This is a genomic window from Lysinibacillus sp. NPDC093692, from assembly GCF_050280125.1.
Lineage (GTDB): Bacteria > Bacillota > Bacilli > Bacillales_A > Planococcaceae > Lysinibacillus.
Genome location: NZ_JBNNUW010000009.1, coordinates 79,925 through 94,156, shown reverse-complemented (window position 1 = coordinate 94,156; position 14,232 = coordinate 79,925). Strand labels below are relative to the sequence as shown.

The following is a 14,232-nucleotide window of genomic DNA, read 5'->3' as shown; positions in this document are numbered from 1 at the left end:
GAGGAAACACATCATGACAGTAATAGAGGCTTTAAAAAATCGTCGAGCGATTCGCAATTACACGACGCAGCCTGTTGAAAAAAAGAAAATCGAGCAAATTTTACAAGCTGCCACATATGCTCCAAATGACCGTATGCGTGAACCATGGCATTTTTATGTTATTCAAGACGATGCGATGAAACGCTATGAGGAAATGGCAAATGCTTATTTACAGGAGCGATTCCCTACAAAGCCCAATTTAGTAGAAAGCTCGCTAAAGGTTGTTCAAACAACGCCAGTGGCTATTGTTGTTACAGCAGATATTGTAGAAAATGATGCTGATGCAACAGCAGATAATGTCTTTGCCGTATGCAGTGCCATCATGTCTATGTGGCTTGCCGCAGAGGAGCTAGGACTTGGCTTTGTATGGCGTACACGCGGTGTAGGGCTAGTTCATGACCCACGTATGCATGCCTTTATAGGTGCAAATGAATCACAAAAAGTAGTAGGAACAATCTTTATTGGCTATCCAGAAGAGCAAGAGCTTAAAGACAAGAAACGAAGCCCAATCGAAGAAAAAACAACATGGCTTTAAGGGAGGCTTAAACAATGGCTAGAAAAGGTTTGTTTTTAGTTTATACAGGTGAAGGAAAGGGCAAAACAACAGCTTCCCTAGGTGTCACATTACGCGCAGTTGGTCGAGGCCTAAATGTCCGATATATGCAATTTATAAAATCACCCGAGCGCACATACGGAGAGCAAATTGCTCTTCGAAAGCTTGGCGTAGAAATGGAGCAAATGGGCATCGGCTTTACTTGGACAAAAACCCCCGAGGAGCATCGTGCCGCTTTAGCAAAGGCATGGGAAAAAACAAAGGCCGCCCTGCAAGACGACAGCATTGATCTACTCGTATTAGACGAACTCAACAACGCACTTGCTATAACAAAATTCCCAATCGATGATGTGCTCCCATTATCCGAAGTCATCGAAGCCATTCAGCAGCGCCCATCTACCATGCATTTAGTAGTAACCGGACGTAGCGCCAACCCAGCACTTGTGGACATGGCCGATTTAGTATCAACAATTGATGCATCAAAGCACTATTATGACGAAGGCATACCAGCAGTTAAAGGTTTAGAGTTTTAATTGATGCGCAGCGCGTCGGAGGCTTACCTGTGTATTGGAGAAATACCCGCGGAACGAGGCGGAATACCCGCGATTTGGGGTGAAATACCCGCGGAACGGAGCAGAATACCCGCGCTTTGGAGAAATACCCGCGGAATGAGGCGGAATACCCGCGATTTGAAGTGAAATACCCGCGGAACGAAGCGAAATACCCGCGCTTCAACAAAAAATAAGGAAGGGGAGAAGATTATGCCAGCAAAATCTATCATGATTCAAGGAACGGCTTCTGATGTAGGGAAAAGTATGATATGTACTGCGCTCTGCCGTATTTTATCTGATGATGGGCTAAAGGTAGTACCGTTTAAATCGCAAAATATGGCCCTGAATTCGTTTGTAACTCAAGATGGCGGGGAGATTGGTCGTGCACAGGGTGTACAAGCAGAGGCGGCACGTGTTGTCGCTACTACGGATATGAATCCGATATTGCTAAAACCTAAGCAGGATATGGTATCGGAAGTGATTGTTCATGGTAAGCATTTTTTAAATATGGACGCTAAGAGCTATCGCAATCAATTCGTCCAAGAAGCGATGCCAATCGTTGAAAAGTCGGTGCGAACTTTACAAAATACATATGATGTTATTGTCCTGGAAGGTGCGGGAAGCCCGGCAGAAATTAATTTGAAAGACCGTGATATAGCCAATATGCGCATGGCTCATCTAGCGGATGCTGCAGTTGTGCTAGTGGCAGATATCGATCGAGGTGGCGTGTTTGCATCGATTGTTGGAACGCTCGCATTACTTGACGATGCAGAACGCGTACGTGTAAAAGGTCTGATTATTAATAAATTCAGAGGAATGCGTGAGTTACTTGATGATGGCATTGAATGGGTAGAACGTGAAACGGGGATTCCTGTCCTTGGAGTTGTACCGTATGTAGAGGTCAATATAGAGGCTGAAGACTCACTAGCATTATCTTCATTACGCTTTAAAAAGCCTAAGCCTGGAGAGTTTGCAGTGGATGTGGCCATGATTCGCTTGCCGCGCATTTCAAACTTTACAGATGTGGATCCATTTTTCGATGAGCCAGAGGTTGGTGTACGTTTAATCGGCAATGTCAATGAGCTTGGTACTCCCGATTTACTTATTTTACCTGGAACAAAAAGTACAATGGATGATTTAGCTTGGTTAAAGGCACAGGGCTTCGATAAAGCGATCGCTAATTTACGTGCACGAGGGACAAAAATTATTGGCATTTGTGGTGGCTTCCAAATGCTTGGTGAAACGTTGCTAGATCCTGATGCAGTAGAAGGAAATGGCGAGTCAGGGCAAGGCCTAGCATTATTGCCAATGGAAACAGTATTTGTTGGCGATAAAAAGACAGTTCAAATGACAGGAACAAGAGGGCAGGATACGTTTACTGGCTATGAAATTCATCTTGGGCGTACAAAAATTTTACGCGATGAAGTATCACCATTTTTACAGCTTGCAGATGGGCGCGTAGATGGGGCAGTAAGTGCAGATGAATTAGTGGTCGGAACATATTTCCACGGCTTATTCCATAATCGCACTTTTACACGACAGCTCATCAACGACATTCGCTTGAAAAAAGGCCTCGCTGCTTTACCAAGTGATGTAAGAAGTGACGCAGAACGTAGAGAAGACGCATACAATATGCTGGCAAAGCATGTTCGAGCGAATCTTGATATGAAAAAAGTATACGAAATTATGAATTTAGAGGTACCTGTATGACAAGAAAAGGTCCGTTAGCCATTGATTATGAGGCGTTATGGCAGGAAGGTATGAAAGACTGGCATGGCCAAATGCCTGAAAGAATGGTCAATGATCAATTAGAGGAGCAGTTTTGGGCGCAATCCATCGCCCGTAAAAAGGTTGGACAAACAGATCCTTATGCTGCAAAAATTTTTCACGAAATTAAAAAAAGTATTCAACCCGAGCAATCAGTATTGGAAATTGGTCCAGGCTGGGGTAACTATACATTTCCGCTTGCTGATCATGTGCGAAAGCTAACTTGTGTAGATAGCTCAGAAAGTATCCTTAGCTATCTAGAAAATTGCATGGAAGATAGGCAACATGTTTCTTATCTTCATACAAAATGGGAAAACCTTGCTGAAGATGAAGTAGAAGCGCACGATATCGTCATCGGTGTCAATTGCTTTTATCGTATGTATGACATCAAATCAGCACTTTACCATATGAATCGTCTAGCTAAAAAGCGTGCAATTATTGGCATGACGACAGGGCCGATTCAACCCCATTATGAAATTTTATACGAAAAGTATGGCTACGATATTAAATTTCCGCGAAGAGATTATATAGAATTTTTAAATTTGCTGTATGAAATGGATATTTATGCCGAATGCAAAATCATCCCATTAGAACGAGTATATGAATATGACAGCTATGAGCAGCTTGTAACAACACAAAGTAAAAAAATATTAAATACTGATTTTAATAGAGCGCATATCGAGGAGTCGCTTATGCCGTTTATTGAAGAAAAGAATGGACGTTATTATTATCGACATGATTTCCATGCTGCACTCGTAACATGGGAGCCGAAATAATTATTAAACCTTTGGACAAAACTAGTGACCAAAGGTTTTTTTTATTGGGAGCGATAGGGTACAATAAAGCGATATAGATATAGAAGTGAGGTGGCATATGTGCAACTACATTTTTTAGGAACAGGCGCAGGAATGCCTTCAAAGGAACGAAATACAAGTGCCCTAATGGTAAAGCTTTTAGATGAATTGGGGGAAATGTGGCTTTTTGATTGTGGAGAGGCAACTCAACATCAAATTTTGCACACATCGTTAAAGCCACGTAAAGTAACGAAAATATTCATTACACATTTACATGGTGACCATATTTTTGGACTACCTGGCTTTTTAAGCTCTCGTTCATTTCAAGGTGGGGATGAACCATTAACAATATTTGGCCCTCAAGGTTTACAGCAATGGATTGAGCAAACCTTAGCCTTATCAAAGACACATTTAACATATCCATTACAATTTGTTGAAGTCCATGAAGGTGTTATTTATGAGGATGCACACTTCACAGTAAGTGCAAGTGAATTGCGACATGTAGTTCCATGCTTTGGCTACCGTATTGAACAAAAAGATTTACCTGGTGAATTGTTAATGGAAAAAGCACAGGTTCTAGGTGTTCCTAAAGGCCCGATGTTAGGACAACTAAAAGCTGGGAAAGATATTGGGCTTGCAGATGGCACAATTGTTTATGCAAAAGATGTCGTTGCTCCGCCGAAAAAAGGCTTTACGCTCACGATATTAGGCGATACAAAATACTGTCCAGAGGCTGTTTCATTAGCTAATGGAGCAGATATCGTTATTCATGAAGCGACCTTTGATGGCACTACGACAGATTTAGCAGCGAGCTATGGACACTCTACGAATGTTGAAGCGGCTAAGGTGGCACAACAAGCAGGCGCAAACTATTTACTTCTGAACCATTTAAGTGCACGCTTTTTACCACATGATTTACCGGAATTTTTAGCAGATGCACAGGAGATTTTCCCACAAACCTTCCTTACATCCGATCAAACAGTATTTACATGGAATAACAATAAGTTAATTTAACTTCTTTCATCCAAAAACGTAAAGTAGCTTTTAAATGACACTTCATTTAAAAGCTACTTTTATGTTTATTTAGCAAAGTTTTTTCTGCAAAAGCATGGGCAGAATAGGTGTACTTTAAATGAGACCTTTTTATCGATATAATTCAACGATTTGATTTGCTATATACTCGGAGCTAAAATGAACCCCATTTCTGAGCCACCACATAAGGATCCCAAGTATTGAAGAGGCGAGAATATCCATTGATAGTGTACTATCAGCACCTTCACTTTTACGTTGTATGACAATCAAGTCCTTTAATGTCATATGCATTTTTTTAATGAAACCAGGGTGCTCAAATAGCACAGCTAAAATTTTCCTATGCTTATAAAAATAATCTAAAAACGTAATTAGTTGTTCTTGATTATTCAAATTATCAATTTGTAAAGACGGAGACATTTTCGACAACAAGTCGTCGAAAATATCGTAAACAACTTGTTTTAATAAATCATTTATATCGACAAAATGTAAATAAAAAGTTGCTCGATTTAACTCTGCACGTTGGGCTATTTTTTGTACTGTAAGTTTCGAAATATCGGGGTTTTCAATTAATATATCTACGACAGCTTCTTTAAAGACTCGTTTAGAGCGAATTGCTCGTGGGTCTTGCTTTTTTTGTATGGTCAATTTCATTCTCCTTTATCTATTAAATACAAATTTAATTAATAGTATTTTTATTTTTGTTGTTTAATTGACACTTCTTGAAAAATTGTAAATAGGAATGAAAAAATAAACGTGTTATTATCTATTTTATTGACATTGTGTTAATAAAACAAGTAGAAAGAGGCAGAATGAAATGTCGGAATCAATAAATAAAAAAGTATTATTAACAGTATTAATTTTCGGGTGTTTTTTATCTACTCTTAATCAAACGCTGTTAAACGTTGCATTGAGTAATTTAATGGGCGTTTTTTCCGTTTCTGCTACAACCGTACAGTGGTTAGCTACTGGTTTTATGTTAGTAAACGGGGTGCTAGTCCCTATTACAGCATACTTAATGAAACGTTTTTCAACTCGCCAATTATTTATCAGTTCAATGCTGTTTTTATTAGTAGGCTCTATTTTTTGTGCGGTAGCTCCGAACTTCACAACCTTACTAATAGGTCGTATGATTCAAGCAGTTGGAGCAGGAATTATTATGCCATTGCTAATGAGCATCGTCATGTTTATTTTCCCTCCTGAAAAAAGAGGCAGTATGATGGGGTTAATTGGGCTTGCTATGATTTTCGCTCCAGCCATTGCACCAACTTTAGCAGGCTTCGTTATAGATTATTATTCATGGCGTTGGTTATTTATCGGGATAATTCCATTTGTCGTGATCGTTATATTCATGGCAATGAAATATTTAATTAATGTTTCAGAAACTGCAAATACGAAGTTAGATGTAATGAGTGTTATTTTATCAACAATTGGCTTTGGTCTTATTTTGTATGGTTTTAGTAATGCAGGTAGCCATGGCTGGGATGATAACATTGTAATCGTCACTATACTTGTGGGGATAATGACTACTGCATTATTCTGTCTTCGACAAATGAAATCTTCTGATCCACTTCTTAACTTATCCGTTTTTAAAAATAAAGTATTTACGCTAACGTCCATCATCAACATTATTGTCACAATGATGATGTATGCGGATATGATTTTATTACCGATATATTTACAAAATGGAAGAGGGTTTACGGCATTAGATGCAGGTTTATTATTATTACCGGGTGCTCTTGTAAATGCCTTTATGTCTCCAGTGACAGGGAAAATGTATGACCGCTTTGGTGCAAAACCGTTATTTATTATTGGTTTGATTTTTGTCATTCCCTCCATGTGGGTTGTAACAGATTTAACAGAAACAACAACATTTAGCTTTTTAATGATACGTACCATTTTTCTACGTATAGGGTTGAGTTTTATCACAATGCCGTTGAACACAGCTGGTTTGAATGCCTTACCTAAAACACTTGTCACACATGGTACAGCAGTGAATAATACATTACGACAAATTGCAGGTGCTATTGGATCTGCTGTCGTCATTACAATTTTTACAGCACAAACGGCAAACCATGCAAAAACATTGCTAGTAGGAACACCGAATGCCACGGCTGAAGGTATACGTACGCTTGCTTCCATTTTAGGTTCAAGTGATGCTTATTATTTCATGACAATCTTAGCGATACTCGCATTTGTTTTAACTTTATTTGTTCCATCTAAAAAAAGAGTAAACAATAGTTTGTGATTGTATATATTTCAACGAATGGAGTTTAGTTGTTTTACTTCAGAAGTCAACTTGGTGAGGCTTGTTGCATTTTAATTTCATACTAATGATAAAGAGCCTTACTACAATTATGTAGCAAGGCTCTTATTTTCAGGCTGTTTTCTCAAAGATGGTTGCTTCTTGTATCGTTATTTTCTAAAATAAAAGCACCCGTTTTGTTTAAGAAGAAAAATTACTTTTCTCTATATTTTCCATTTCTAATTGCTTTTCGATACTTTCCATCCTCCTCAATAGCAATCGCTTCATCCGTATTAATGCCTTCTATCGAATAATACTTAGTCCCCTTCTTGTACTTATTTGAAAAGTTTCCTGGGTAAGTCCCTTCCTTATCCGAATGCTTGGTAACTTGACCAATCTCTTCATTTATTTCAATTACATATTCTTCACTGATTTCGTAAATATATCCATCCCAAATAACAAATGATGAATTCCAGTCAGCACTTGAAGAACAGCCTGCAATAACCTGAATAGAAAATATAAATATAATGAAAATAGAATGTTTAACCTTCACAATTTCACCTCTTTAATTTCGATATTCAAGTCTCATTCTTGAACTACCTGCTTGGTTAGTATAATAATAGTTAAAAAAAGAGCGTTAATCCTTCTTAGATCAACGCTCACATTAGTTGAAACACTACTACCCTAAAAATCGATATGTTTCACTTGTATTGGATAAAAAATTAATGCTACTTGTTCCAAATTTGTTTCTTCTTCAAACTCAAATCCCTTAACTTGCCCATTAAAAAATTTCAACTTAAATGAACCATTTCCAATTTCATTTATTACTACTTCAGATAACTGTCCTAAGCAACAATAAAGGAGCCTCTTTTTGCTAAAAAATGCTCAGGTTCAGTAATTTTATCTAATTTAAGTTCTTTTTTTTCGAACTCTTGGTGTAATCTAAAAAACTTTACCAAATGAAACAATGTTTCAATTATTAATGACTTCGAATATAACTGCTTCACCCCGAATAATTATCCACCAATTTTTCCAAACCATAGTTCATCTTCTTTTACGTAAACTTTATAATACTGATTTCTTGTTACAATATTTTGCTCAATCACATAAAAAGATTGCATTTAAATACTCCGTTAAATCTATATTTCCGCTTAGCCTCTAATAATACTATTATTTGTTAACCTTATTATACTATCCTGCTTACGTTAGTTGAATAGCAACAATCTTTTCGAAAACAGCCTATTTTTATAATTAACTTACATTATCTCAACCTATCAAGTGAAAAAAGAGCAAATATAATGTAGAGGGAAATATAATATGAAGATTTAGAATATTGAAGAAAAATGATGCAGTAAGTAGTAGATTTTCGTATAATTGACTAAAGGGGAGTGGTTTAATATGAATCAGCAAAAAATGCCTCCAGCACTATTGCGTTTAATTGTTATTTTTCCAAATGTGCTGAGCTATTTATTATTATTTGGACTTATCTTTTTTGTTATCTCTAATTATGACACGCTAAAAGCTACGGACAACTTAAATGTTTGGCTTATTTTTATTTTTGTGCTTGCGCCGGCTGCTGCCTACACAACATTTAGCATTATTAAGAAAATTCGTGCTGGACAAATGTAAGGTAAAAAAGTGTATTCAATAGATAAGTTAATGGATACACTTTTAGGATTTTTTAATTCTGAATAATATAACACCAATTACAAATAGAATAACAACTGATATGAAGTAAATGTTAGAAATTACATTCATTATGTGAAAAGGGGCTTTATAAACAAAAACAGCTTTCACCCAGTGACGATCTTCTTTTACTGCAATTGCGGTGGAAGTGGATACCTCTTTTATTTCATAATAATTTGTCCCTTTTGGGTAATAGTTTGAGACATTTCCGTAATAATTTCCTGTCATATTATTTGGCTTGGTCTTTACTTCTCCTATAATTTTACCGATTTTATTATCTTCAATTAATTCTTCTCTTTTAACTTCATAAACGTTTCCTTTCCAAACGACGAAAGGATAAGCCCAAGATAGTGCTTGCACAGATGGAGAAATCATAAGTAAAAATAAAAACGACAACAACGTAATTCGTTTCAAAAAGCACCTCCAATAAGTAATCATTTTAAATTAATTATAAAATAAAAAAATGGGAATATTGAATAGATTTAAAAAAATTGAAAAGTAAAGTTATTTACACGATTCCTCATCACATTTTCGGAAACAATTATTTTAGAAAAATTGACATAATGAAATCCAAGACGAATAAAATAATTCCATCTAGAGAAACTAAAAAAATACATAAAAAATTTGAAAAGCGAGGTGTTTTTGTGGATCCAACTAATTGCGATATGTCACCAATGAAACAAACTTTAAAGGAAGAGCTTCTGCATGTCATTCATTCATTACAGCAAAGCGTAGAAGCGATGGATACTGATACAAATTGTCTTCTTGGGAACTTTGAAAAAATTAAAGAAAAATTTGTAGCGATTGAAATGAAAGCTGCAACATTTTATTTAAATTGCTATCTTTCTCCGTTTACTGAAAAATATCCTGAGCTTTCGCATTGCGTACAAAATATGTCTACAAGGAGACATGGTGGCCTAATTGTGATTGAACGGGAGGATTCTCTAGCAACCCTAATCCGGCCGGGTATTCATATTGGCGCAGAAGTAACGCATTCCCTAATAGAATCTATTTTTTTTCCTGGAAATCCACTGCATGATGGCGCAGTTTTAATAAGCCAAAATCTAATTGATTCAGCAGCAAATGTTTTGCCACTTTCAGACAGACATACGGGGGAAAAGAAATTAGGCACTAGACATCGAGCAGCATTAGGATTAAGTGAAGTAAGTGATGCGCTTGTTATGGTAGTGTCTGAAGAAACAGGGAGAATTTCTTTTGCCTTTAAAGGAAACTTATATCCGATTACGACGCATGGCATTATATAGTGTGAAGCTTCACACTATATAATATCTTGAATTCAAGATATTTTCCTTGCTTGTTTATCACTTGCGTGGTAAAGTGATGATTGAGAGGGGGAGGAAGCATGCGAAAACACACACTCGGATCACTGACATGGATTCGGATGATGCGCTTTACCAATCAAAGCAACCAGCTATCTAATGAGTTTTTAAAGCGCTTTGACTTAACGACTGCACAGTTTGATGTCCTAATACAAATAAAGACATATGCACCGTTAACGCAATCGCAGTTAGCAGAGAAAGTGACAGTGACGCAAGGTGGAATGTCTCGAATGCTTGCTCGTCTAGAAAAAGATGGACTTATTGAACGCAAGCAAAATTGGAAGACTAAAACAATTTCGCTCACAGCTAAAGGCGAGCAAATGATTGATGAGGCAACACCAAGTCAGCTACAGTTTCAATCTTCATTTTTTGAAGAAGTATTAACAGAAGAAGAAATGAAAAATTTAAATATACTAATGTCAAAATTAGAGAAGCATAGTCGTGGAAAAAAATTACCCCCAGCGTGATTTTTTTTGCAACATCACTTGCTTAGTCAAGTGAAGATGAGGAGGAAACATTCATGAACAAATTAAGTGGACATCATCATATATCAATGTTAACTAAAAACGGCAAACGTAATAATGATTTTTATACAAAAATTCTCGGCTTGCGTCGTGTGAAAAAAACAGTCAACCAAGATTCGCCTTCTATGTATCATTTGTTTTATGGAGACCTAACAGGAGCTGCAGGTACAGAATTAACATTTTTTGAAATGCCCGTAGCAGGACGGACAGTTCGAGGAACAAATGCCATTACACGTATCGGACTACTAGTACCAAGCTATGACAGTCTGCAATATTGGAAAGATCGTTTTCAAGAATTAGAAGTTGAACATAGTGAAATAACAACTTATGCAGGTAAAGATGCATTATTTTTTGAGGACCATGAAGGGTTACGAATGGTGCTTTTAAATATTCATGGTCACGAAACACCTGCGCATTGGCAACCATGGGACGGCTCTGATATCCCGGCGGAACATCGTATTTTAGGAATGGGTACAGTTGAAATGACAGTTCGTTACTTACAACGGACAGTAAGCTTATTAAAAGAGCTATTTAATTATACAGCTGTTAAAGAAAGTGAAAAAGAGGTAGTATTGCAATCCATTCCTGGAGAAGTACTTGGAGAAATCGTCGTTACAGAATTAGAAGGGCCAAGTGAGAAACCTGGTCGTGGTAGTATTCATCATCTTGCACTACGTGTTGGAACAGTGGATGAATTGCAAGAGTGGGATGCCAAAATTAAAGAGTGGGGCTTTGATAGTACTGGCGTTGTGGATCGTTATTATTTCCAAAGTCTCTATTTTAGAGACCGAAATGGAATTTTATTTGAAATGGCGACAGATGGTCCAGGGTTTACAGTTGATTCGGCAGTAGAGGATCTTGGTAAAGAACTTGATCTTCCACCATTTTTAGAAGAAAGACGTGCAGAAATCGAAGCTAATTTAGAACCACTAGATTAAGGAGAGGTTTAATTATGGAAAAATACCGCATTGATCAATCAAAAGGCATTGAATTTGGCCTCTATTCTTTAGGGGATCATATTCCAAATCCATTAACAGGCGAACGAGTTTCAGCTCAGCAACGAATCCAAGAGCTAGTTGAAGCAAGTCAGCTTGCAGAACAAGCAGGTATTGATGTATTTGGTGTGGGCGAAAGCCATCAATCGTACTTTACTACACAGGCACACACGGTTGTTTTAGGAGCAATTGCACAAGCTACATCAAACATTAAATTAACAAGCTCCGCTACGGTACTAAGTGTTTCTGATCCAGTACGTGTATATGAAGATTTTGCAACGATTGATTTAATTTCAGATGGACGCGCTGAAATAGTTGCTGGTCGTGGCTCACGAGTAGGTGCATATCAATTACTAGGCATTGATTTAAAGGATTATGAAGAAATTTTTGAAGAAAAACTAGAGCTACTGAAAAAAATAAATGACAATGAGCTTGTCACTTGGGAAGGGCAATTCCGTGCGCCACTTCACAATGCGCAAATTATGCCAAAACCTAAAAATGGCTCTTTGACAATTTGGCGGGCTGTCGGTGGACCTCCTGCCAGTGCTATTAAAGCAGGCTATATGGGCATTCCAATGATGTTAACAACATTAGGTGGTCCTGCTGTGAACTTTAAGCCATCAGTAGATGCCTACAGAGAAGCAGCAGAGCGTAGTGGCTTTGATCCGAAAGATTTACCGATTGCTACAACAAGCCTATTTTATGTTGCTGATACGACGAAAGAGGCACTACAAGGGATGTATCCACATTTAAATGGTGGATTCCAAGCAATTCGTGGCGCGGGTTATCCAAAGCAACAATTTGCACAAGCGCCAGATACACGAGACGCTTTAATGGTCGGAAGTAAGGAACAGATTATTGAAAAATTACTATATCAATACGAGCTCTATGGCATGCAACGATTTATGGCACAAATTGATTTTGGCGGTGTGCCATTCGATAAATTAATGAAAAATATTGAAATTATAGGGAACGATATTTTACCTGCGATTAAAAAATATACAGTAAAATAGGGAGTGTTCAGCATGAAAATTGTTGCACTAGCTGGTTCAATTGTCGGTTCAAAAACAAAAACAGCCATCAGTAGGGTGGTTGAAATCATACAAAATCAATATCCAGAGCATGAGGTAGTGTTGCTAGATCTTGCTGAATACAAAATGGAGTTTAGTGATGGACGAAATTATTTTGAATATGATGGGGATACGAAATATGTGGCCGAAACAATTATGGCTGCAGATGCAATTGTCATTGGAACGCCAACATTTCAAGCTTCGATTCCTGCAACGTTGAAAAATATTTTTGACTTACTACCTGTCAATGCGTTTCGCGATAAAGTGGTGAGTACGGTTGTTACAGCTGGCACATCGAAGCACTATCTAATGATTGAGCAGCAGTTAAAGCCAATTCTTGCTTATATGAAAGCTCATATCGTTCCGACGTATGTATTTATAGAGGAAAAGGATTTTTTACGGAAGGAAATTGTGAATGATGACGTCCTATTCCGCCTTGAACGTTTAGCTGAGGATACAGTGATGATAGGTGATGCGTTTGCAGAAATTCGTGCTAAAAAAGATGCGGAATATGATTTTTAGAGATTACTAATTTAATAAATTTTAGACGCTGTATAAGGGGGCAATCTTATACAGCGTTTTTTCGTGATATTTTTATTTTTGGTTGGACCACTTGAACCATCGAGCATGGCCATCAGGGCGCTCCATTGTCCGTATAGATTCTATTTCTCCTTGTTCAATGAAATCTTGATGCAGTTGCATATCAAATAAATTGTTATAGCAATGGTAGAGAGGTCGTTCTATGCTAATCTCTTTTAATTGCTTCATTAATTCAAGGCGTAACTCCATTGGGATTTGATTGGCCACATGTGTATGGTAAACAACTAACATCGCTTCTTCTTTAATTTCTCTACTAATATCTTTAATAAGTTTAATGGCATCTCCTTTTATCAGTTGTAAATCGAGCTCTTTTAAAATAGGGAGCGCATGATTTAACAAAAGTCTACGTTCTTGATGCTCTGGCCAAATTAAGGCTTGGAGCCATTGTAGCTCTTCCTCATTATGAATATCAATAGGATTTAAATCGATGCCCACTCGCTTACAAACAACTGGAGCATTTGAAATAGAAGTTGGAAGCGGCTGACCTTGATTTTCTGATGACAAAATGAAATCATTATTAGAATTGTTTATGTGAAGCTGTTGATTGTAGCAGTAATTGTATTGATCCATCCCAAGTTGAAGCCCTGCACTTGCACCAATTTCTATGAAGGCTAATGGTTTTTTGTGGTGTTCATAAATTTCTGTCATCATCGGATAAAGGTAAGAACAACGGCGAATTTCATTTGTCTGAACAAGTTTTTCTTGAAATAAAGTCTTCAATTCGTCTGAATGGGACAAGACGAATGCTTTAAAAACTGGGTACACTCCACTTATTGCTTTGGGTGCTGTCGTTAAAGATGGATAAAAATGAACTAAATCGTCCTTTGATGATGACAGTAAATACTGAACACCAGCTAATAATAAATTAGGTACGGGTTGTCCTTGAGGTATAGACGCCGCAACTTTTAATAGTTCATCGTCATCAGCAATCTTATTCGCTAAATGTTCGTACAGTGGACTTGAGTTTTCACATTCATTTTTTGCAAAAGTACGGAATTGTTTCCTTAATTTAGCTAACATACGATTCTCCCCTTTGTGT

Annotated in this window: 16 protein-coding genes; 12 read left to right on the top strand and 4 right to left on the bottom strand. The window is 37.3% G+C overall.

Going from position 1 to position 14,232, the window contains the following annotated elements; genetic code table 11:
* Positions 1-13: 13 nt before the first annotated feature.
* The 5 genes from ACQKN4_RS11875 to rnz all read left to right on the top strand — a co-directional run bounded on the left by ACQKN4_RS11875 (position 14) and on the right by rnz (position 4,718).
* The gene (locus ACQKN4_RS11875) at positions 14-574 is read left to right on the top strand and encodes a nitroreductase family protein (protein ID WP_427483763.1); all 561 of its coding nucleotides are present in this window, start codon (positions 14-16) and stop codon (positions 572-574) included.
* A 14-nt stretch (positions 575-588) separates the two neighbouring features.
* The gene (locus tag ACQKN4_RS11870) at positions 589-1,125 is read left to right on the top strand and encodes a cob(I)yrinic acid a,c-diamide adenosyltransferase (protein ID WP_079561994.1); all 537 of its coding nucleotides are present in this window, start codon (positions 589-591) and stop codon (positions 1,123-1,125) included.
* Between the two features lie 228 nt (positions 1,126-1,353).
* Complete coding sequence (locus ACQKN4_RS11865) at positions 1,354-2,853, top strand: cobyric acid synthase (RefSeq protein WP_427483762.1); 1,500 nt, start codon at positions 1,354-1,356, stop codon at positions 2,851-2,853.
* Complete coding sequence (locus ACQKN4_RS11860) at positions 2,850-3,686, top strand: class I SAM-dependent methyltransferase (RefSeq protein WP_427483761.1); 837 nt, start codon at positions 2,850-2,852, stop codon at positions 3,684-3,686. Before ACQKN4_RS11865 ends, ACQKN4_RS11860 begins: the two co-directional genes overlap by 4 nt.
* A gap of 99 nt (positions 3,687-3,785) precedes the next feature.
* Positions 3,786-4,718: a ribonuclease Z gene (rnz, locus tag ACQKN4_RS11855; RefSeq protein WP_427483760.1), complete on the top strand. Its 933-nt coding sequence runs from the start codon at positions 3,786-3,788 to the stop codon at positions 4,716-4,718.
* Between the two features lie 129 nt (positions 4,719-4,847).
* Here rnz and ACQKN4_RS11850 read toward each other — a convergent pair whose 3' ends face one another.
* Positions 4,848-5,381 (bottom strand): TetR/AcrR family transcriptional regulator, encoded by a 534-nt coding sequence (locus ACQKN4_RS11850; protein ID WP_427483759.1) that lies wholly within the window; start codon positions 5,379-5,381, stop codon positions 4,848-4,850.
* A 169-nt stretch (positions 5,382-5,550) separates the two neighbouring features.
* Here ACQKN4_RS11850 and ACQKN4_RS11845 point away from each other — a divergent pair, with 169 nt between their 5' ends.
* Complete coding sequence (locus ACQKN4_RS11845) at positions 5,551-6,981, top strand: DHA2 family efflux MFS transporter permease subunit (protein WP_427483758.1); 1,431 nt, start codon at positions 5,551-5,553, stop codon at positions 6,979-6,981.
* 211 nt (positions 6,982-7,192) lie between these two features.
* Here ACQKN4_RS11845 and ACQKN4_RS11840 read toward each other — a convergent pair whose 3' ends face one another.
* Positions 7,193-7,531 (bottom strand): hypothetical protein, encoded by a 339-nt coding sequence (locus ACQKN4_RS11840; RefSeq protein ID WP_427483757.1) that lies wholly within the window; start codon positions 7,529-7,531, stop codon positions 7,193-7,195.
* Positions 7,532-8,376: 845 nt separating this feature from the next.
* Here ACQKN4_RS11840 and ACQKN4_RS11835 point away from each other — a divergent pair.
* Positions 8,377-8,607, top strand: coding sequence for an acyl-phosphate glycerol 3-phosphate acyltransferase (locus tag ACQKN4_RS11835; RefSeq protein ID WP_079562002.1), 231 nt, complete (start codon positions 8,377-8,379; stop codon positions 8,605-8,607).
* 42 nt (positions 8,608-8,649) lie between these two features.
* Here ACQKN4_RS11835 and ACQKN4_RS11830 read toward each other — a convergent pair whose 3' ends face one another.
* Positions 8,650-9,078: a hypothetical protein gene (locus ACQKN4_RS11830; protein WP_427483756.1), complete on the bottom strand. Its 429-nt coding sequence runs from the start codon at positions 9,076-9,078 to the stop codon at positions 8,650-8,652.
* 230 nt (positions 9,079-9,308) lie between these two features.
* Between ACQKN4_RS11830 and cdaS the strand changes: the two genes are divergently transcribed.
* The 5 genes from cdaS to ACQKN4_RS11805 all read left to right on the top strand — a co-directional run bounded on the left by cdaS (position 9,309) and on the right by ACQKN4_RS11805 (position 13,115).
* Complete coding sequence (gene cdaS / locus ACQKN4_RS11825; RefSeq protein WP_427483755.1) at positions 9,309-9,929, top strand: sporulation-specific diadenylate cyclase CdaS; 621 nt, start codon at positions 9,309-9,311, stop codon at positions 9,927-9,929.
* A 98-nt stretch (positions 9,930-10,027) separates the two neighbouring features.
* Complete coding sequence (locus tag ACQKN4_RS11820; RefSeq protein WP_079562004.1) at positions 10,028-10,471, top strand: MarR family winged helix-turn-helix transcriptional regulator; 444 nt, start codon at positions 10,028-10,030, stop codon at positions 10,469-10,471.
* A gap of 53 nt (positions 10,472-10,524) precedes the next feature.
* The gene (locus tag ACQKN4_RS11815; protein ID WP_427483754.1) at positions 10,525-11,466 is read left to right on the top strand and encodes a ring-cleaving dioxygenase; all 942 of its coding nucleotides are present in this window, start codon (positions 10,525-10,527) and stop codon (positions 11,464-11,466) included.
* A 14-nt stretch (positions 11,467-11,480) separates the two neighbouring features.
* Complete coding sequence (locus ACQKN4_RS11810) at positions 11,481-12,536, top strand: LLM class flavin-dependent oxidoreductase (RefSeq protein WP_427483753.1); 1,056 nt, start codon at positions 11,481-11,483, stop codon at positions 12,534-12,536.
* A gap of 12 nt (positions 12,537-12,548) precedes the next feature.
* The gene (locus tag ACQKN4_RS11805) at positions 12,549-13,115 is read left to right on the top strand and encodes an NADPH-dependent FMN reductase (protein ID WP_427483752.1); all 567 of its coding nucleotides are present in this window, start codon (positions 12,549-12,551) and stop codon (positions 13,113-13,115) included.
* 72 nt (positions 13,116-13,187) lie between these two features.
* On the opposite strand, the gene ACQKN4_RS11800 is transcribed toward ACQKN4_RS11805, so the two are convergent.
* Positions 13,188-14,213, bottom strand: a complete 1,026-nt coding sequence (locus ACQKN4_RS11800) for a DUF2332 domain-containing protein (RefSeq protein WP_427483751.1) — start codon at positions 14,211-14,213, stop codon at positions 13,188-13,190.
* Positions 14,214-14,232 lie beyond the last annotated feature (19 nt).

What these genes read in the sequence shown, in the direction of transcription:
- ACQKN4_RS11845 (WP_427483758.1), top strand. Translation starts at nt 5,551, where the DNA reads ATGTCGGAATCAATAAATAAAAAAGTATTATTAACAGTATTAATTTTC.
- ACQKN4_RS11835 (WP_079562002.1), top strand. Translation starts at nt 8,377, where the DNA reads ATGAATCAGCAAAAAATGCCTCCAGCACTATTGCGTTTAATTGTTATT.
- ACQKN4_RS11805 (WP_427483752.1), top strand. Translation starts at nt 12,549, where the DNA reads ATGAAAATTGTTGCACTAGCTGGTTCAATTGTCGGTTCAAAAACAAAA.
- ACQKN4_RS11875 (WP_427483763.1), top strand. Translation starts at nt 14, where the DNA reads ATGACAGTAATAGAGGCTTTAAAAAATCGTCGAGCGATTCGCAATTAC.
- ACQKN4_RS11865 (WP_427483762.1), top strand. Translation starts at nt 1,354, where the DNA reads ATGCCAGCAAAATCTATCATGATTCAAGGAACGGCTTCTGATGTAGGG.
- ACQKN4_RS11860 (WP_427483761.1), top strand. Translation starts at nt 2,850, where the DNA reads ATGACAAGAAAAGGTCCGTTAGCCATTGATTATGAGGCGTTATGGCAG.
- ACQKN4_RS11810 (WP_427483753.1), top strand. Translation starts at nt 11,481, where the DNA reads ATGGAAAAATACCGCATTGATCAATCAAAAGGCATTGAATTTGGCCTC.
- ACQKN4_RS11815 (WP_427483754.1), top strand. Translation starts at nt 10,525, where the DNA reads ATGAACAAATTAAGTGGACATCATCATATATCAATGTTAACTAAAAAC.
- ACQKN4_RS11800 (WP_427483751.1), bottom strand. Translation starts at nt 14,213, where the DNA reads ATGTTAGCTAAATTAAGGAAACAATTCCGTACTTTTGCAAAAAATGAA.
- ACQKN4_RS11870 (WP_079561994.1), top strand. Translation starts at nt 589, where the DNA reads ATGGCTAGAAAAGGTTTGTTTTTAGTTTATACAGGTGAAGGAAAGGGC.
- ACQKN4_RS11820 (WP_079562004.1), top strand. Translation starts at nt 10,028, where the DNA reads ATGCGAAAACACACACTCGGATCACTGACATGGATTCGGATGATGCGC.